Source organism: Pseudofrankia sp. EUN1h (assembly GCF_001854645.1).
In the GTDB taxonomy this organism is placed as follows: domain Bacteria; phylum Actinomycetota; class Actinomycetes; order Frankiales; family Frankiaceae; genus Pseudofrankia; species Pseudofrankia saprophytica.
Genome location: NZ_MBLN01000064.1, coordinates 122,174 through 139,892 on the forward strand (window position 1 = coordinate 122,174; position 17,719 = coordinate 139,892).

Sequence of the window (17,719 nt, forward strand, 5' to 3'; positions counted from 1 at the left end):
CTCCCCCGAGTTAAAGCGACTGTCTTGAGGAGCAAGGTACTTGACTTGAGGAGCAGGCGCCCACCTTAGTGACCGCATGGCACCCACGACGTCCAGCGGCCCCGGTCCCGGACCCCGCCGCGTCAACAGCGGCGCGGGCGGCGGATGGCGATGACGGCCGCCGAGAGCGAGGCGTTTCCGCGGAGCAGCCTCAGGTGAGGTCGGGAGCGGCCGGGTCGGGGCCGCCCATGTCGAGCCGGAGCGGCGGGTAGCTGTCGGTCATCAACATCGCGTAGCCCTGGACACGCAGAGCCCACCGCCGCAGGCCCAGAACCAGGTCGTAGACGGACTGCGGGTAGCGGCCGGTGAACAGCACGATGACCCCGGCGAACAACGTCAGCAGGCCGGCCAGGGCGTTGCCGAGACGGCCGACGATCAGGTAGTGCKGGATGGCCAGCAGCCAGGACTTCACGAGGACCAGGCCGCGAGACAGCCGGTCCGGGTAGGCGACCGACAGCTGCGCCGGGTAGTCGGGGACCTCGCCGAGCGAGAACGGCGGGTAGCGATCGGTGGCAAGCGCGCCGTAGCTGTAGTAGTTCACCCGCCAGGACCAGCGAAGAACTCCGACATTGAACGAGAAGATAGAGCGCGGGTAGCGGCCGGTGAACAGGATGGCGAAGAACGCGCCAATGCTGAGCACCAGCACCGCTATCCAGAGGAAGAACAGGACGATGGCATGCGGGATGACCAGCAGCCACTTGACGAGCCAGAGCCACCGCGACAGCCCCGGGTCGGGCCCGGGCGCCGCGTCGATGCGGACCGGATAGGCCGGCTGGTCGGTCGGGCGAGGCTGGTCGGTGATGGCGGACATTGATTCACTACTTTCTTCGCTGGCGCCGGGAAGGGATCCCGGTCATGCCGGAAAGGGACGAACCCCGTTACCTCCTGATCCAACCAATGATTCGGCCCCGCCAACAGCCGGCCAGCCCCCGGCCCAGCCGTCCGGTCAACCCGCCGGCCAACGGGCGGCGGTCCCCCGGTCACCCGTCGAGCAGCCCCCGACCGGCTCGCTCGCGGTCATTTCACGCCGTCTCCGGATCGGCGGCTACCGGACGACGACCCGGACGCGGACGAGGTTCTGGACGAGGCCGTAGGGGCCGGTGGCGCCCCGCTGCCGGGAGGTGACCCGCACGACCGGGAAGTACGTGCCGGCCTTGGCGAAGGTGTGCGTGGTGGTCAGCCGCGCCTTCTGGGCGGGTTTGTCGATCTCGGACCGCTCCGGGTAGCCGCCCTTGCCGTCGAAGTCCCAGTCGGCTTGGTCCAGAAGTCTTCGACGTAGGTCGGGTCGAGGATCCGGACACCGCCGGCGACCGCGAAGAACGCTCCCCCGCTCATGTTCCGGTAGTCCCACCAGCCGCCGGGCGGGAGGCCGAGCCGGGTCGCCTCGCGCAGGACCGACTGCTGCTCATCGGTGAGCCCCGCATACGGATCGCCGCTGCCGCCTGGCTCCAGGGCGTCGACGATGCGCGGAAAGACGTCGCGCAGCACGCGCAGCGCCAGGAGCTCGACGGTCATGCTGCTGGGGATGGCGTTGGGGCTGCCGGGGACCATCGGCACACCGCCGTCCCAGACGCCTTCGGTGTTCTCGAGCGCGCCGATCGTCTGGTAGGCGCCCCCGCTCGCCCCGTAGATGTAGCCGCGCGGGCGGGCGTTGTCGCCGTAGACCTGCCTCGCGACCGTGCGGGAGAACTTCGCGGCCGCCGCGTTGACCCGGTAGCCGGCGATGTCGCCGGCGCCGGGCAGACCGCCGGCGTTGTTGGTCGACACGGCGTACGCGCCGTTGGTGATGGCGAACGCGACGGCGTTCGCCGCGGCCTCCTCCGTGGCCAGGGTGGGATAGGTGGACTCGAAGAATCGCCCCTGGTACCGCAGGGGAAAGTAGAGGGCGGACTTCGCCTTCGTACCGGTGAAGCCGCCGTGGATGTAGCGGACGTCGACCGTGACGTCCGCCGCCGTGTCGGTGACCTTCCGTTTTTCGTCCAGATCGACGTACGGACGGTTCAGAACCGGGTCGACGCATCGCTCGGAGGGCCAGGAGCCCGGCGGCGTCCTTGAACATGCCGCTGACCGGAACATGCCACTGACCGCGCACTGGACCATCAGGTTGCGCCAGTTCGGCTCGCGGCCCGGCGCGAAGGTCCAGGCCGGGACGGGCTGCCGGGCCAGGGCGGTGCGGCCGGTCGCCGCGGCCACGTAGCAGGTCGGCAACCTCGGCGCGTCCGCGGTGTTGCCGTAGGTGAGGAAGTCGGTGGTCATGAGGACGATCGGGGCGCCGAGAGCCACGGCGTAGCCGACCTCGAGGCAGGCTCCGTCGTCCAGGCTGGGTCCCTGCAGCAGCGCGAGCAGGCCGGTCAGGTCGTCCAGCCGCTCGCGTCCGGCTCGAACAGGCGGTGGGCCAGGTAGAACATCGCCTCAGCCTCCCTGGCGGGTCAACCACGACTTCCCCGATGCGTCAACCCCGACCCCACCCTTGGGGAGTACGAAACATAAGCGTTACAGGATCAGGGACTCAGAAACTACGGACGGTTGACCAGCGAAACCTTCTACTTCTAGCCTTCGACGATTACGCCCGGATCAGGCGCTTTTGGGTGATCGGTTCCCGCAAGGCGCCGATGCCGGCAGCACCGCGGGCGGAGCGTCCGAGGCAGACGAAGGGGAGACAGGTTCCTTGCGGGTAGACAGGCGTGTGCGGAGATTCGGCCACTTTCGGAGGATGACGGGACTCGTCGCCGCAGCCAGCGCGGCGGTGCTCGTCCTCGGGGCCTGTGGTGACGACGGGGGGGACAGCACGACGCCCGCGGGCTCCAGCGGCAGCGCCACTGCCGGGTCCACCAAGGTCGGCCTCGCGTACGACATCGGTGGCCGGGGCGACAAGTCCTTCAACGACTCGGCGGCGGCAGGCCTCGACAAGGCGGTCAAGGATCTCGGTCTCGGGAAGACCGAGCTGGAGGCCACCGAGAACGAGACCGACGCGCAGAAGGAGGAGCGGCTGCGGCAGCTCGCCGACGCCGGCAACAACCMGATCATCGCGGTCGGCTTCGCCTACGCGACGGCGCTCGGCGCGGTGGCCCCCGAGTACCCGAAGACCAGCTTCGCGATCATCGACGACGCCACGCTCGCGGATGTCCCGAACGTCGCCAGCCTGACCTTCGCCGAGGAGCAGGGCTCCTTCCTCGTCGGCGCGATCGCGGCCCAGGCGACGAAGGCGAACAACATCGGGTTCGTGGGCGGCGTCAACACCCCGCTGATCCAGAAGTTCCAGGCCGGCTACGAGGCGGGCGCCAAGGCCGTCAAGCCGGACATCAAGATCCAGGTGACCTACCTGACCCAGCCGCCGGACTTCACCGGCTTCAACGACCCAGCCAAGGGCCAGACCGCGGCGGCCGGTATGTACGACAGCGGCGCCGACGTCGTGTACCACGCGGCGGGCGGCTCCGGTAGCGGCGTCTTCACGGCCGCCAAGGCCGCCGGCAAGCTCGCCATCGGCGTCGACGCGGACCAGTACCTGGGTGCTGCCGCGGACGTCAAGCCGGTCATCCTGACCTCCATGATCAAGAAGGTTGACGTCGCCGTCTACGACATGATCAAGTCGTACGTCGACGGCAAGCCGCTGACCGGGCCGAAGGTGTACGACCTGAAGGCCGGTGGCGTCGCATTCGCGACGTCGAACAGCATCGTCGCGCCGTACACCGCCACGGCCGAGGACTACCAGAAGAAGATCATCGCTGGGACAATCACCGTCCCGACGAGCTGAAGCACCGAAGAACTGCCGAAGAACTGAGGAACTGAGGAACTGAACCCTGTCAGGCCCATCCGAACCACCGGATGGGCCTGACAGGGCCGTTTCATCCATCCCACGAGGAGCGTCTCCTATCGGCACCGAGGGCAGAGAGGCGTCAGCCGCCGACGACACCGGAGCGCCGGTCGCGGGGGCAGCCCCCGGCGACGACGCGGCGACGGCGGGCGGAGCCGCCGAGGCCGCCGGCACCGGGCCGGAGGTCTTCGCCGTCGAGCTCCGCGACATCACCAAGACGTTCCCCGGCGTGGTCGCCAACCGGGACATCTCCATCCGCGTCCGGCGCGGCTCCGTGCACGCGGTGGTGGGCGAGAACGGCGCCGGCAAGTCGACGCTGATGAAGACGCTGTACGGGATGCACCGTCCGGACTCGGGGACGATCCTCGTCGACGGCACGGACGTCACGCTGCACAGCCCGGCGGACGCGATCGCCCGCGGCATCGGCATGGTGCACCAGCATTTCAAGCTCGCCGACAACCTGACCGTCCTCGAGAACGTGGTGCTCGGCGCCGAGCCGCGACAGCGCGGATGGCGCCGGTTCCTGCTCGATTCTCGGCAGGCGCGGACCCGCATCAACGAGATCGCCACCCGCTACGGGCTCGACATCCGGCCCGACGCCTACGTCCGTGACCTGGGCATCGGCGAACGGCAGCGGGTCGAGATCCTCAAGGTGCTCTACCGGGGGGCACGCACCCTCATCCTCGACGAGCCAACCGCGGTCCTCGTCCCGCAGGAGGTCGCCGAGCTGTTCGGTGCGCTGCGTGACCTGGTAGACGAGGGCCTGTCCATCATCTTCATCTCGCACAAGCTCGACGAGGTGCTCACCGTCGCCGACGACATCACCGTGATCCGGCGCGGGACGACGGTCGGCACCGTCCGGCCCGCCGAGGTCACCGCGCGGCAGCTGGCCGAACTGATGGTCGGCAGCGAGCTGCCCTCGCCGGAGACCTCGGAGGACACCGTCACCGACGACGTGGCGCTGACCGTCGAGGGGCTGTCCGTCGACACCGAGGACGGCCGCCGGGCCGTCACCGACGTCAGCTTCACCGTGCGGCGCGGGGAGATCCTCGGCATCGCCGGCGTCGAGGGCAACGGCCAGGCCGAGCTGATCGAGGCGGTGATGGGCATCCGGCCCGCCGCCGCCGGCCGGGTGCTGCTCGGCGACGCCGCCAACGGGTCCGACGTCACGGCGTGGCCGACGCGGCGGCGCCGGGAGGCCGGCGTGGCGTACGTGCCCGAGGACCGGATCCGCTCCGGCGTCCTCGTCGACTCCTCCCTCTGGGAGAACCGCATGCTCGGCCATCAGACCCGGCCGCCGAACTCCCGCGCCGGCCTGCTGACGCCGTCCGCGGCGCGGGCCGACACCCGCAGGATCGTCGCCGAGTACGACGTGCGGACCCCGTCGGTGGCCGTCGCCGCCGGCGCGCTGTCCGGCGGCAACCAGCAGAAGCTGATCGTCGGCCGGGAGATGGGCGGCAGTCCGAAGCTGCTGGTCGCGGCGCATCCCACTCGCGGGGTGGACGTCGGCGCGCAGGCCGCGATCTGGGACCAGTTGCGGACGGCCCGCCGGGAGGGCCTGGCGGTGCTGCTGGTCAGCGCCGACCTGGACGAGCTGATCGGCCTGTCCGACACGCTGCGGGTCATCCTGCGCGGCCGGCTGGTCGCCGAGGCCGATCCCGGCAGCGTCACCCCGGAGGACCTGGGGTCGGCGATGTCCGGCATGAGCGGCACGCCGGCCGCGCCCGCTACGCCCGTTGCGCCCGCCGCCTCTGAGGCCGAGCCGGATGGCGGTGGTACCGAGGTCGCGGTCGAACCCGGCGATACCGAGTCCGAGGCCGCGGTCGAGTCCGGGGAGGACCGGTGAAGGCGCCGAACCCCAGGAAGCTGCTGACCTCCACCGGCACCGCGCTGGCCGCGCCGCTGCTGGCGCTGGTCACCGCGGTCACGGTGACGGTGCTGGTGCTGGTCGGCGCCGGCAGCAATCCGCTCGACGTCCTCGACACGATGGTCACCTACGCCCAGCGGCCGCGGTCCCAGGCGCTGATGCTCAACTCGGCGGTGACGTACTACTTCTCGGCGGTCGCGGTCGCGATCGGGTTCCGGATGAACCTGTTCAACATCGGCGTGGATGGGCAGTACCGGCTGGCCGCGCTGCTCGCCGCCGCCGCGGGAGCCGCCATCAGCCTGCCGCACGTCCTGCATGTCGCGGTCGTGCTGCTGATCGCGATGGCCGTGGGCGCGCTGTGGGCGGCCGCCGCGGCGCTGCTGAAGGTCTACCGCGGCGTCAGCGAGGTCATCTCGACCATCATGCTCAACTTCATCGCGACCGCGCTGATCGCCTACCTGCTGACGCCGGGCCGGCTCGCCGTGCGCACCACCGGTTCGAACAACATCGGYACCAGGCTCATACCGCCCTCCGGGCAGATCCCCGGGATCTCGGTCATCCCGGACTCGCCGCTGAAGGTCTACGGCCTGGCGATCCTGGCGGTCATCGTCGGGGTCGGCTACTGGTTCCTGCTGTCCCGCACCCGGTTCGGCTTCGACCTGCGGGCCGCCGGCGCCAGCGAGGACGCGGCGAAGTCCAGCGGAGTCCAGGTCGGCCGGATGATCGTCATCAGCATGCTGCTGTCCGGCGCGGTCGCCGGGCTGGTCGGCATGCCGCAGCTGCTCGGCGCGTCGCACACGTTCTCCATCGACTTCCCCGCCGGGCTCGGCTTCACCGGGATCGCGATCGCGCTGCTCGGCCGCAACCACCCAGTCGGCATCGCGATCGGCGCGCTGCTGTTCGGCTTCCTCGACAACGCGTCGACCTCGCTGGAGCTCGAGGGCGTCTCGAAGGACATCGTGCAGGTCACCCAGGGCGTCATCGTGCTGTCGGTCGTCGTCGCCTACGAACTGGTGCGACGGATCCGCACCCGGGCCGAGCAGCGGGAGGTCGCGCGACGGCTCGCCTCGGGCGGTCCTCCACCGGCGGCCCCTGTCCCGCCCGTCCCGCCGACGCCGCAGGAGGTGGGAGCGTGACGACGGTCCTGACCCCCACTCCCCCGTCCCCACCGCCGCCGGCCTCCGGGCCCGGAACACCGTCCGGCTCCTGTCGGGGCACCGGCTGGACGCCGAGGTGGCGCCGCGCCGCGGGTCCGCGCTGGCTGTGGATCGCGGGGGGCGTCCTGCTCGTCCTGGCGTTCGCCCGGACGCTGTCCGGGGCCGACCAGCTCACGTCGTCGGGCACCGTGTCGGCGGCTCTCGGGGCGACGGTGCCGATCGCGATGGCGGCGCTCGGCGGGATGTGGGCCGAACGGGCCGGCGTGGTCAACATCGGCCTCGAGGGCATGATGATCCTCGGCACGTTCGGGGCCGGCTGCATCGGCTGGGAGCACGGGCCCTGGGCCGGGCTGGTCGCCGCCGTGCTGTTCGGCGCGATCGGCGGGCTGGTGCACGCGGTCGCCACCGTCACCTTCGGTGTCGACCACATCGTGAGCGGCGTCGCCGTCAACATCCTCGGGCTGGGCGTCACCAAGTACCTGGCCGCCGAGCTGCTCGAAGGCACCCCCGGCGGCGGACAGTCGCAGTCGCCGCCGATCGGCCCGGTCGGGCGGGTGTCGGTGCCCGGCATCGAGTCGGCGCTGCGGCCGGTCGAGAACCGGCACTGGTTCCTCGTCTCCGACCTGGCCGGGCTGCTGCGCGGCCTGCTCACCCACATCTCGCTGTTCACGCTGATCGCGGTCGCGCTGGTCGCGCTCAGCGCGGGCATCCTGTGGCGGACCCCGTTCGGGCTGCGGCTGCGCTCGTGCGGCGAGGAGCCGCACGCCGCGGAGACGCTCGGCGTCAACGTCTACGCCTACAAGTACGTGGCGGTCATGATCTCCGGTGGGCTGGCCGGTTTCGGCGGGGCCTACCTCGCCGAGGTCGCGGCCAACATCTACCGCGAGGGCCAGACCGGCGGCCGCGGCTACATCGGCCTGGCGTCGATGATCTTCGGTAACTGGCGTCCGGGTGGGCTCGCCGCCGGCGCAGGGCTCTTCGGTTACACCGACGCGCTGCAGCTGCGGAACGCGCCAGCCGTGCACGCGCTGCTGCTGGTCGCCGCGGTCCTGCTGGCCGCGGTCGGGGCCGTCACGCTGCTGCGGTGGTTCCGGATTCCTGGAGCCGGCGGCGGCGGACTGGCGGCCGTGCCCAGCGGTACGGGTGACTCCGACGGTGACGGTGACGGTGGGAACGGCGGTGAGGGCGGCGGTGAGGGCGCGAACGGCGTTGGCGGCGCCGTTGCCGGAAAGGCCGGCAAGGGCGGTGGCCGACCACGGATCGCGGTGATCGTCGCATGCTTCGTGGCCGCCGCTGGCCTGGCCACCTGGTACGCCTGCACCGACTCGCTACCCAGCCAGGTCGTCACCGCCACCCCGTACGTGACCACGCTGCTGGTGCTGGCATTCGCCTCGCAGCGGTTGCGGCCACCGAAGGCGGACGGTCTCGTCTACCGGCGCGGCGAGGAGTAGCGCCGGCGGGATGCCGGCTCGGTCCGCCGCCGGCCAGACGCCTGCGCCCACGCTGGTGGCGCTCGATTTCGAGGTTCAAGGGGCTGTGGTGAGCAGTACACAGATCGACGAGAATATCGTCGACGAGCTCGTCAGACTGGCGACGGAGGCCACGGAGTTCGCCTACGCGCCGTACTCGATGTTCTGTGTCGGCGCGGCACTGGTCACCGGAGACGGCCGGTTCTACTCGGGCGCCAACGTGGAGAACCGGTCGTACCCGATGTCGATCTGCGCCGAGCGCGCGGCGGTGGTCAAGGCCGTGACCGCGAGCAGGACGACACTGGAGATCGCCGCCGTCGCCGTCGTCGAAAAGAAGGAAGGACCGTGCGCGCCCTGCGGGGGCTGCCGTCAGGTCCTCTCCGAGTTCGCTCGGGCCGGCGCTCTCCTGATCTACAGGGACGCCCACGGCGTGTTCAAACGAGTGACGATCGAGGAGGCGCTGCCAGACGCGCGCGCCTTTCTCTCGGATACGCCGCCGCGTTAACCCGGCGGCCGGCGATCGTCGTTTGTGCCCTGCTGTGGTTGCCAGCGAGGCCGGGTCGTGACCACCTGAGGGCACAAACAGCGATCTGTGCTGGTAGCCGCGGCGGCGGTGGCTAGGATAGGCGGCGAGCGTGTGAGGGCGCTTCCGGGTCCGCGGGCAGGACTGAGTCCACCTCGAGAGACATGTTCTGCCCAGGCCGTTGACGTTCTCCTTTCCGGCTCGGCGCGCGGACCGCGAGCTGACGAGGGGACGTCATGCCCAGCCTTCCCGCCCGCCCGGACTTCCAGCAGCTCCGCCACCAGGCCAGAGACCTCCTGCGGGCCGCCCGGAACGGTGACGCCACCGCGCTGGCGCGTGTCCGCGCCGTCGCGGACGAGGTCAGTCTCGCGAACGCCCAGCTAGCGCTCGCCCGGGAGTACGGATTCATCAGCTGGACCAGGCTGAAGACCGAGGTCGACCGTCGCGAGGCCCTCGACGACGTTAATGTGGCCGGCCTCGTCGACCTGCTCACGCGCGAGCCCGAGTTGGCCGTCGCCGAGATGACGCGGTGGTGTGACCACCCGTTGGGCGCGTCGCCGCTGAGCTACGTGGCGATGCTGCGCTACGACACGTCTCGCGACATCTGGCGCGACGTCCCCGGCACCGCGGCGCTGACGGGCGCGCTGCTCGCGGCCGGAGCACCGGTCGACGGCGAACCGGGCGGCCCGGAGACTCCGCTGATCACGGCGGCCAGCTACGGCGACGCGGAGGTCGCCAAGGTCCTCATCCAGGCGGGCGCCGACCTGGAGGCCACCTCGTCGCCGACCTCCGGCGGGGTTCCCGGCGGGAACGCGCTTCTGCACGCCGCCGTGTTCGGGATGACCGCGGTGGTGGACGTCCTGGTGCAGGCCGGGGCGCGCATCGCGGACCTTGTCGTCGCCGCGGCGGCCGGCGACATCAGCCGCTGGCCTCTCGAGGAGGCCAGCCCGCAGCAGCTTCTCCTGGCGCTCATGATGGCCACCGACCATCAACGCCTGGCGGTGGTCGAGGAGCTGGTCGCGGCCGGCACGCCGGTCGACGGGGTCGACGAGATCTGGAGCCGTCATCCGCTGCGGCTGGCCGCGGCGAACGGTCGACCCGCGAGCGTCCRATGCCTGCTCGCCCTCGGCGCCGACCCCAACCTGCGCGACGCCGACGGGCACACGCCCCTGGACCTGTGCCGAGCGGACCGTCCCCACCACCTCCCGGGCACCGGCCACACGGAAGTCGAACAGATCCTCGAACCCCTCACGAACCCGACCGGCGGGTGACCGGGGCCACCCGGACAGCTAACCACCTTGCCATTGGGTCCGCTCATTGGTAGCTCAAGGTCTTGGTCAAGGCCCGGGATTGGTGCGGCTAACACCGCCCGGGCCGCTTTATTGATTTTTCTTTCACCTCCGAACTTTCCCTGCGCGCGAAACTCGCGTCGCTGCGTCTACGGCAGATCGCGTCGTGTTTGGCGGATTCCGCGCGGTGCGGTCTCGATCCGGGCGCGAGGCCGATCGTTCCGTGGCAACCGCAGAAGCCGGCGTCGGTATCACGGCTACACTTCGGGCGTGTCGCGCGCGAGTCGCTCCGATAGTGCTGCTTTGAATGGTCCGGAGACCGCTCGGGCGTTGCGGAAGCGTCATCGTCGGGCTTGGGGGACGGTTGGCATCGGCGTGTTTGCGATGACGGTGGGGTTGCCGCTGACGCTGATCGGTGACGGGGGCCCTGCGTTCCTACCGTTCGCGTTCGGCGGGCTAACGGTGGCTTGCGGGTTGATCGCGCTCGTTCACGTAGGGCGCATGCGGTTCCTCCTGTCGCGCAACCCGTGGACGGTGCGGCCGTGCCGGTTCGGGACGGTCGGGGGCGGCAACGGCCAGCCGACGCTGATCCTGTGGCCACCGGCGCCACCACATGATGCGCAACCGGTCGGACCTCGCGCCGCCGAGTCGCGCGGCCCGTACGAGGCGGTCATGTCCCCGGTGACATCCATCTGGCGGTGGCCCGCGCTCGAAGCCTGCGACCGTGCGACGGTGTGGTTCGTCGGAAGTCGGCTATGGGGTGGGACGGTCGCCGTACCGGGCACGATGGAACTCTTCTGGGTTCGTCCCATGCGCATCCCGCCGCTGCGGTGGTACCTGGCGCGCCGCGTTCTCGAGGAGGATGCTCAGCGAGACCAGCGGTAGCAGCGACGATTCTCCTGCGCCTGGCTGTCCGGACACGGTTGAGGTTTCCGCGGCCGTAGCCCTGATCACGAAACGGCGGCCGCCGTACCACGGTCAGGGTTGGATGGCCCCGAGGTAGCGGTTGCCCAGCACGCGGAGATGCTCGACCAGCTCGGGCGGTTCGGTGACCGTGAAGTCGCGGCCGAGCATGCCGATGTAGACCGCGATGATCTCTAGGCTGTCCCCTCCGGTCACGAGGACGCAGGTGGAGTCGTCGATCGCCTCCACTACGCCGACGGTCGGGTTGATCCGTGAAAGCACCTCATCGGCCGGCGCGTGGACGGTGATCCGCACATGCACCTTCCACCCGGCCTTGGCCACGTCGCGCAGCACGAAGCTCGGGTAGTCCCCGCCGGGCAGCTCGGACGGCGCGAACCTGCGCCCGGTCGCGTCCCGGAGCGCGATCCAGTCGACGCGGTAGGTATGCCAAGCGCCCGTCTCCGGGCCTCGGGCGACGAGGTACCAGTGCCGTTGCCAGCTGACCAGCCGGTAGGGCTCGACGAGGACTGGCCAGTCGCCAAAAGGCGCCGAGGCGTCGTTGAGCTGTGGCGACTGGTCCGTGCAGGAGGGGGCGGTGTAGTCGAAGCGGAGCAGCTCGCGGTCCCGGATGCACGCGGCGATCATCGCCAGCATCGCGGAGTCCACGACCGGGTCCGCAACGTTGCTGCCGGTGTTCGCCGGGCCCTCCAACATTGCTTCATGCAGAGCGTTCACCTGACGCCGCAGCCGATGCGGAAGTACCTGCTCGAGCTTCCTCAACGCCCCCGCGCTGCTGTCCTCGATCCCGCTGACACCGCGACCCGCACGCAGGCCGATCGCGATGGCCACCGCCTCCTCGTCGCTCAGCAGCAACGGCGGCAGCTTCGCCCCGACGCCGAGCTGGTAGTAGCCGGCGGGCCCGCGGACCGCTTCCACGGGATAGCCAAGGTCACGCAACCTGTCGATGTCGTTGCGGACCGTGCGGGTGGTGACCGCGAGTTGGTCCGCCAGCTCCGATCCCGTCCAGTTCGGTCGCGACTGCAGCAACGCCAGCAGCGCGAGCAGCCGGGACGAAGTCTCAAGCATGTCGAGGATCGTCGCATAAATAGGAACGAAGTGTTCCTATACGGGTTCTAGCGTAAGTGCCATGACGAAGACCACGAACGACATCCGCCCGTTCCGCGTCGAGGTTTCGCAGGCCGATCTTGAGGACCTCGGCGAGCGCCTGGCCCGCACCCGGCTGCCGCGGCCCGCTCCCACCGACGACTGGGAGTACGGCGTCCCGAACAGCTACCTCGCCGAGACCGTCGAATACTGGGCGACGAAGTTCGACTGGCGCGCCCAGGAAGCCCGGATGAACGCGTTCCCGCAGTACCTGACCGAGATCGACGGGCAGACCGTGCACTTCGTCCACGTGCCGTCGAAGGAGGAGAACGCGACCCCGCTGCTGCTTCTGCACACCTACCCGGGCTCGTTCGTCGACTACCTGGACATGATCGACCAGCTCACCGACCCGGTCGCGCACGGCGGCAGCCCCGACGACGCGTTCTCGGTCGTGGTCCCGTCGATCCCCGGTTTCGGCTACAGCACGCCGCTCGTCGGGCGCGGCTGGACCATGCGGCGAGCGGCCCAGACGGTCGACGGGCTGATGCGGCGGCTCGGGTACGAGTCGTACGGCGTGCACGGCAGCGACGCCGGCGCGATGATCTCTCGTGAACTCGGTCTCCTGCAGCCGGCGGGCTTCCTCGGTCTGCATGTGCTGCAGCTGTTCTCGTTCCCTTCCGGCGACCCGGCGGAGTTCGCGAAGCTCGAGCCGAAGGACTACGCCGCGCTCGAGCACCTCAAGTGGTTCCAGTCCGTCGGCGGCTACAACCAGATCAACGCGACCCGCCCGCAGACCGTGGCGGTGGCCATGGCCGACTCGCCGGTCGGGCAGCTGGCCTGGAGCGAACTGTTCAACAACTTCGGCAACGGCACCAGCCTGGTGACCCGCGAGCAGATCCTCACCCAGGTCTCGCTGTACTGGTTCACGAACACCCAGGCGACCGCCGGGCGCTACCACCTCGAGGAGGCCAGGGCGGCGCGCGAGCCCGAGGTGAACCCCTCGCGAACCGGCGTGGCGGTCTTCGCCGACGATTTCAAGACGATCCGCACGTTCGCCGAACGCGACAACTCCGCCATCGCGCACTGGTCGGAGTTCCCGGACGGCGGGCACTTCGCCGCGATGGAACGCCCCGACGTCCTCGTCGGTGACCTGCGGACGTTCTTCCGCGGCTGACCGCCCTCCCGCGCGAGTGCGAGTACGGGTACGTCGGACAGAGTCCGTCGGACACACTGCCGCGCCCACCCAGTCAGGACGGAAGACATCGCCCGAACCCGCGCCGCGACCTCGGGGGCCGGCGCTGGCCGGTCGGTGCCTCACCATCGGCACCGGCCGGGGGTACAACGCCTGCCTCAGCCGTTCGACCGGCTCCGGGGAGGGGGTGGCGATTAGCGGTACTCGTCCCGCGGGCCGGCCGGCTCCGCCGTCGAGCGTCGGGTTTGGCCGCGGCCAGCCGAGGCAGGTTCCCGGGTATGAGTCCCGACCTTTCGTCGCGTCCCCGGCCGGTCGTCGATCGGATGACGGACTGGCTCGAGCGACAGAGCCGGATCGATCCGTTGGCCGAGCGGGTCGGCGCGGCCGTCGCCGCCGTGCCGCTGCCGGCGTGGGCGCGGGACCTGCTGTCGGGCCGGCAGCTGGGCCATCCGCTGCATCCCGCGCTCGTGATCGCGCCGGCCGGGTTCCTCCTGAGCGCGACCACCCTCGACGTCGCGGGCGGCGGCGCCACCCGCGCCGCCGTCCGGCGGCTCGTCGGCCTCGGCCTGCTGTCGGCGACGCCAGCGGCGGTCGCCGGCTGGTCGGACTGGCTGGACACCGAGGGCGCCGAGAAGCGGGTCGGGCTGGTGCACGCGGCGGCGAACGTCGCCGGTCTCTGCGCCTACGCGATCGGTCTGCGCCGGCTGCGCGCCGATGCGAGCGCTCGGGGCTGGACGCTGGCCGGGGCGGGGGCGCTCGGCGCCGCCAGCTGGCTCGGCGGGCACCTCGCGTTCGCGCTGGGGGTCGGGGTCGACACGACCGCCTTCCAGGCCGGTCCCGAGGACTGGGCCGACGCGACGGCGGCCGTGGACGTCTCCGACGAGTTGGTCCAGGTGACGGTGGCCGGCGTACCGCTGCTGCTGACACGGCTCGACGACGGTCGGGTGGTGGCGCTGGCCGACCGCTGCACCCATCGCGGCGGTCCGCTGTCCGGCGGGGAGCGGGCCGGGGGCTGCGTGACCTGCCCGTGGCACGGCAGTCAGTTCGAGCTGGCCTCGGGCGAGGTGCGTCGAGGCCCCGCGACCCGGCCCGCGCCGGTCTACGAGACGCGCGAGGCCGGCGGCCGGATCGAGGTACGGCGACAGGAGCAGCGGGCACTGCGGCTCAACCCGGTCGGGGTCTAGTACCACCCGCGCCGGCGCCGCCCGCCTCGGCGCCGGCCGCGCCGGGAGACCGGGTCGGTCAGGAGGCGGGCTGGTCGCTGAGGGCACGCAGGTAGTCGGCGAAGCCGCCGCGGACCCGGGAGACGAGCCGGGCGCTCGTCGTGACCCGGACGGCGGTGGTGTGCGCGATCCGCAGGCCGCCGATGGCGGTCAGTCGGCGGGCCAGCTCGTGGTCCTCGCCGACGGCGAGGGCGGGCATTCCGCCGATCCGCAGGTAGGCGTCGGCACGCAGGCCCATGGTGGCGCCATGGACGTGGGTATGCGGCCCGGCGTGGCCGCGCGCGGTGTCGGCGTAGCCGGCGGCGAACCGGTCCGGCGTCATCGGCGGGCAACCGTTCCAGTCCTCGACGTCGACGACCCCGAAGGTGGCGTCTGCCCCACGGCCGGCGAGGCGGACCTGGGCGGCCAGCCAGTCCGGGGCCACCCGGCTGTCGGCGTCGGTGGTCGCGAGCCAGCGCCCGGACGCGGCGCCGTTCGGGGCCCCGGCGAGCAGGGCCGCGAACCCCGCGGCCCTCGCTCGACCGACGTTGCGGTCCCGCACGTCCAGCGTGCGCACGCCGCGAGCCCGGCACCGGGCCGCGGTGGCGTCCGCGCAGGCGTCGGTCACGACGAGGACGTCGACCGGTATGCCGGCCAGGTCGGGGTACGAGATGGCGACGGCCAGCGCGTCCAGGCAGCCGCCGATCAGGGCCTGCTCGTCATGGGCGGGGACGACGACGCCCATCCATTCGACGTCCGTGGTCACCGCAGGCCCGTCCGGGTCGCCACAGAGCGCGGGTCGGTGGACCACACGTCGGCGACGAGGTCGTCGTCCCGGTGGTGGGCGAGGTGGGTGAGCCCGGCCGTCCGGGCCGCGGTGGCGAGCAGGTCGTGGACCTCGTCGCCGCCCAGCGGGTAGTCGCCGACGTCGGGCCGCCAGTGGACGGCGAGCAGCGTGCCGGCGGCGCCGGCGGCGCGGCGGGCGAGCTCGGCCGCGTCGGGGCGGTCCAGGTAGTAGCCCAGTTCTGACAGGACGACCAGGTCGTGGCGGCCGGGCGGCCAGTCGTCGGGCAGCGCCGCGACCCGGACGTCGACGTGCGGCAGGCCCCGGGTCCGGTCGCGGGCCGCCGCCACGGCGGCCGGGGCGATGTCGGTGGCCAGGAGCCGGTCGCAGCACCCGGCCAGCTCGACGGTCAGCAGGCCGATGGAGCAGCCGGGCTCGTAGGCGGTCCGGTACCGGGCGTCGGGCAGCAGCGCCATCGTCAGCGCGCGTTTGCGCCGCTCGTACCAGCGGTCGCGGAAGCCCCAGGGATCGTCCGACGCGGCGTAGAGCCGGTCGAAGTAGGAGCCGGGAACGGTCATCGGGGCTCCCTCAGCAGCACCTCGTCGCAGCGCAGCAGCCGGGCCAGGGTGGCCGGCGCCAGGATCGGCCTGTCGCCTTCGAGCTGGGACACGAAGGCCCGGGTCGCCGCGCGCTTCGCCGCGGCCGCCGTCGCGCCCAGCGGGACTCGCAGCGCGCGTTCCCACGGCACGTCGGCCGGGCTGGCCCAGTGCCAGGCCCAGATCAGGTAGGACCGCAGCCGGTCGGGCGGGACCAGGGCGGTGGCCGCCGTGCCGCAGGCGTCGTGGTCGGGGTGGCCGTCGCGCCGCCACGGCGCCAGCACGAGGTCGGCCGCGGTGACCAGCGGCCGGAGCCGGGCCGCCACCGCGGTGGCGCTCACCCCGCCGTCCGGGAGGCCCAGCCGGTGCACCTCGGTGCCGGCGAGGCCGAGCCGGCGCAGCGCCTCGGCCCGTTCGGCCACCCGGATCCGTCGCAGCTCGTCGGCCCGGCCGGGATGGCTCGCCTCGCCGTCGGTCACCGCGACGACGACGACGGGCACCGCGAGCGCGGCCAGCAGGGCGAGCGTTCCGCCGACGCCGAGCGTCTCGTCGTCCGGGTGTGGGGCGACGACCACGACCCGGCCCGGGGGCGCGGGGCGCAACGACGCCGGGGCGACGGTCGGGAGGCGGCCGGGCAGGCCGGCGTCGGCCCAGGTCGCCTCGGAGGTGCCCGGCCCGTTCAGGTCCTGGACGACGTGGCTGTGCGGCAGGCTGGCGGTCACAGCGACCAGTCGCCGGGAAGGGTGGCCACGTCGGCGCCGAGCGCGGCCAGGTCGCGTTCGGCGTGGTCCTGGCGGATGTAGACCTCCAGGTCGGCCACCCGGCGGGCATGCTCGGGGTCGCCGACCAAGGGCGCGGGTCCCAGTGCCCGGCCCACCCGGACGATCACGTCGCTCGCCGCCTGGGCCACCGTGGCGCGGACCCGGCGGGCGAGCCGGGCCCGGTCGGTGGCGCCGGCGGCGTCGAGCCGGTCGGGTGCGGGCCCGTCGGCGTGGAGACCGTTGGCGTGCGGCCCGCCGGCGTCGAGGACGTCGGTGTCGAGCCGGTCGGCGGCCGTCCGCAGCACGTCGGCGCAGGCGCCGAGCGCGACCTCGACCGCGCCGAGATGGGCCGCGGCGTGCGGGTCGTCCCGGCCGGCGGCCACCGCCGAACGCAGCGGGCCGGCCACGGCCACCGCGCCGCCGTACCAGCAGGCGGCGACCCCGATGCCGCCGGCCCAGAAGCCGGGCCGGCGCAGGTAGTCGCCGCACCCTCCGACGGGATGGGCGGGCGTTCCGGCGAAGGTGACCGCGCGGGTGTCGGCACCCTTCATCCCCGCCGCCGCCCAGGCGTCCGGCCCAGCCGTCACCCCCGGTGCGTCGAGCGCGACGGCGAAGAGCCGGCGACCGTCGTCGGTCGCTCGGGCCGTGACCAGGGCGTGGGTGAGCAGCGTCGCGCCGGAGCACCACCGCTTCGTCCCGTCCAGCACCCACCCACCGTCCGGGTTCGGCCGCGCGGCCAGCGGCTGGCCCGGCCCCTCGGCCGCCCACACCCCCCAGCGCGAGCCGACCGGGACCGGACCGACGCCGAGCTCGGCCAGGATGGCCACCGCGTCCGCGTGCGCCTCGACCAGCCGGGCGAGCACCAGGTCGCGTTCGGCCAGCGCGGCCAGCGCCGACCAGCGGGCTCGGGTCCGCCCGGCGCGGGGCAGCGGCCACAGGTTCGCGTCGGCGCAGGCTGCGGCCAGCTCCGCCGGCACCGGCGCGATCGCGGGTGCCGGCACGGGTACGACCACGGCCGC

At 72.1% G+C, this 17,719-nt stretch carries 15 protein-coding genes; 8 read left to right on the forward strand and 7 right to left on the reverse strand.

Annotated elements, in window-relative coordinates; translation table 11 throughout:
- Positions 1-190: 190 nt before the first annotated feature.
- Positions 191-850, reverse strand: coding sequence for a DUF4389 domain-containing protein (locus BCD49_RS24105; protein ID WP_071041938.1), 660 nt, complete (start codon positions 848-850; stop codon positions 191-193).
- A 365-nt stretch (positions 851-1,215) separates the two neighbouring features.
- Complete coding sequence (locus tag BCD49_RS45240; RefSeq protein WP_007506893.1) at positions 1,216-2,322, reverse strand: hypothetical protein; 1,107 nt, start codon at positions 2,320-2,322, stop codon at positions 1,216-1,218.
- Positions 2,323-2,752: 430 nt separating this feature from the next.
- Here BCD49_RS45240 and BCD49_RS24115 point away from each other — a divergent pair, with 430 nt between their 5' ends.
- The 6 genes from BCD49_RS24115 to BCD49_RS24140 all read left to right on the forward strand — a co-directional run bounded on the left by BCD49_RS24115 (position 2,753) and on the right by BCD49_RS24140 (position 10,140).
- Positions 2,753-3,793 (forward strand): BMP family lipoprotein, encoded by a 1,041-nt coding sequence (locus BCD49_RS24115; RefSeq protein WP_071041939.1) that lies wholly within the window; start codon positions 2,753-2,755, stop codon positions 3,791-3,793.
- A 118-nt stretch (positions 3,794-3,911) separates the two neighbouring features.
- The gene (locus tag BCD49_RS24120; protein WP_106410611.1) at positions 3,912-5,699 is read left to right on the forward strand and encodes an ABC transporter ATP-binding protein; all 1,788 of its coding nucleotides are present in this window, start codon (positions 3,912-3,914) and stop codon (positions 5,697-5,699) included.
- Complete coding sequence (locus tag BCD49_RS24125; RefSeq protein WP_007506897.1) at positions 5,696-6,856, forward strand: ABC transporter permease; 1,161 nt, start codon at positions 5,696-5,698, stop codon at positions 6,854-6,856. The genes BCD49_RS24120 and BCD49_RS24125 overlap by 4 nt, the downstream gene beginning before the upstream one ends.
- A complete protein-coding gene (locus BCD49_RS45245; protein ID WP_007506898.1) occupies positions 6,853-8,328 on the forward strand; it encodes an ABC transporter permease in 1,476 nt (491 codons plus the stop codon). Before BCD49_RS24125 ends, BCD49_RS45245 begins: the two co-directional genes overlap by 4 nt.
- A 55-nt stretch (positions 8,329-8,383) precedes the next feature.
- Positions 8,384-8,851 (forward strand): cytidine deaminase, encoded by a 468-nt coding sequence (gene cdd / locus BCD49_RS24135; protein ID WP_198536220.1) that lies wholly within the window; start codon positions 8,384-8,386, stop codon positions 8,849-8,851.
- Positions 8,852-9,105: 254 nt separating this feature from the next.
- Entirely contained in the window at positions 9,106-10,140 is a 1,035-nt protein-coding gene (locus BCD49_RS24140; protein ID WP_071041940.1) for an ankyrin repeat domain-containing protein, read from the forward strand.
- Positions 10,141-11,136: 996 nt separating this feature from the next.
- Here the strand turns inward: BCD49_RS24140 and BCD49_RS24150 are convergent.
- Positions 11,137-12,147, reverse strand: a complete 1,011-nt coding sequence (locus BCD49_RS24150) for a helix-turn-helix transcriptional regulator (RefSeq protein ID WP_007506903.1) — start codon at positions 12,145-12,147, stop codon at positions 11,137-11,139.
- A 61-nt stretch (positions 12,148-12,208) separates the two neighbouring features.
- Between BCD49_RS24150 and BCD49_RS24155 the strand changes: the two genes are divergently transcribed.
- Together BCD49_RS24155 and BCD49_RS24160 are read left to right on the forward strand one after the other, a co-directional pair.
- Positions 12,209-13,339, forward strand: a complete 1,131-nt coding sequence (locus BCD49_RS24155; RefSeq protein ID WP_007506904.1) for an epoxide hydrolase family protein — start codon at positions 12,209-12,211, stop codon at positions 13,337-13,339.
- Between the two features lie 296 nt (positions 13,340-13,635).
- Positions 13,636-14,541: a Rieske (2Fe-2S) protein gene (locus BCD49_RS24160; protein WP_007506905.1), complete on the forward strand. Its 906-nt coding sequence runs from the start codon at positions 13,636-13,638 to the stop codon at positions 14,539-14,541.
- Positions 14,542-14,599: 58 nt separating this feature from the next.
- Here BCD49_RS24160 and BCD49_RS24165 read toward each other — a convergent pair whose 3' ends face one another.
- The 4 genes from BCD49_RS24165 to BCD49_RS45930 are packed head-to-tail and all read right to left on the reverse strand — an operon-like array spanning position 14,600 to position 17,713.
- Positions 14,600-15,325: a glycosyltransferase gene (locus BCD49_RS24165; protein ID WP_007506906.1), complete on the reverse strand. Its 726-nt coding sequence runs from the start codon at positions 15,323-15,325 to the stop codon at positions 14,600-14,602.
- Positions 15,322-15,921 carry an SAM-dependent methyltransferase gene (locus BCD49_RS24170; RefSeq protein WP_007506907.1) on the reverse strand — a complete coding sequence of 200 codons (600 nt, stop codon included), beginning with the start codon at positions 15,919-15,921 and terminating at the stop codon, positions 15,322-15,324. The genes BCD49_RS24165 and BCD49_RS24170 overlap by 4 nt, the downstream gene beginning before the upstream one ends.
- Entirely contained in the window at positions 15,918-16,661 is a 744-nt protein-coding gene (locus tag BCD49_RS24175; RefSeq protein ID WP_007506908.1) for a PIG-L deacetylase family protein, read from the reverse strand. Before BCD49_RS24175 ends, BCD49_RS24170 begins: the two co-directional genes overlap by 4 nt.
- Positions 16,658-17,713: an acyl-CoA dehydrogenase family protein gene (locus BCD49_RS45930; protein ID WP_007506909.1), complete on the reverse strand. Its 1,056-nt coding sequence runs from the start codon at positions 17,711-17,713 to the stop codon at positions 16,658-16,660. The genes BCD49_RS24175 and BCD49_RS45930 overlap by 4 nt, the downstream gene beginning before the upstream one ends.
- Positions 17,714-17,719: the final 6 nt, after the last annotated feature.

Excerpts from the sequence above, each read along its gene's own strand:
- BCD49_RS24150 (WP_007506903.1), bottom strand. The coding sequence starts at position 12,147 with ATGCTTGAGACTTCGTCCCGGCTGCTCGCGCTGCTGGCGTTGCTGCAG.
- BCD49_RS24155 (WP_007506904.1), top strand. The coding sequence starts at position 12,209 with ATGACGAAGACCACGAACGACATCCGCCCGTTCCGCGTCGAGGTTTCG.
- BCD49_RS24160 (WP_007506905.1), top strand. The coding sequence starts at position 13,636 with ATGAGTCCCGACCTTTCGTCGCGTCCCCGGCCGGTCGTCGATCGGATG.
- BCD49_RS24170 (WP_007506907.1), bottom strand. The coding sequence starts at position 15,921 with ATGACCGTTCCCGGCTCCTACTTCGACCGGCTCTACGCCGCGTCGGAC.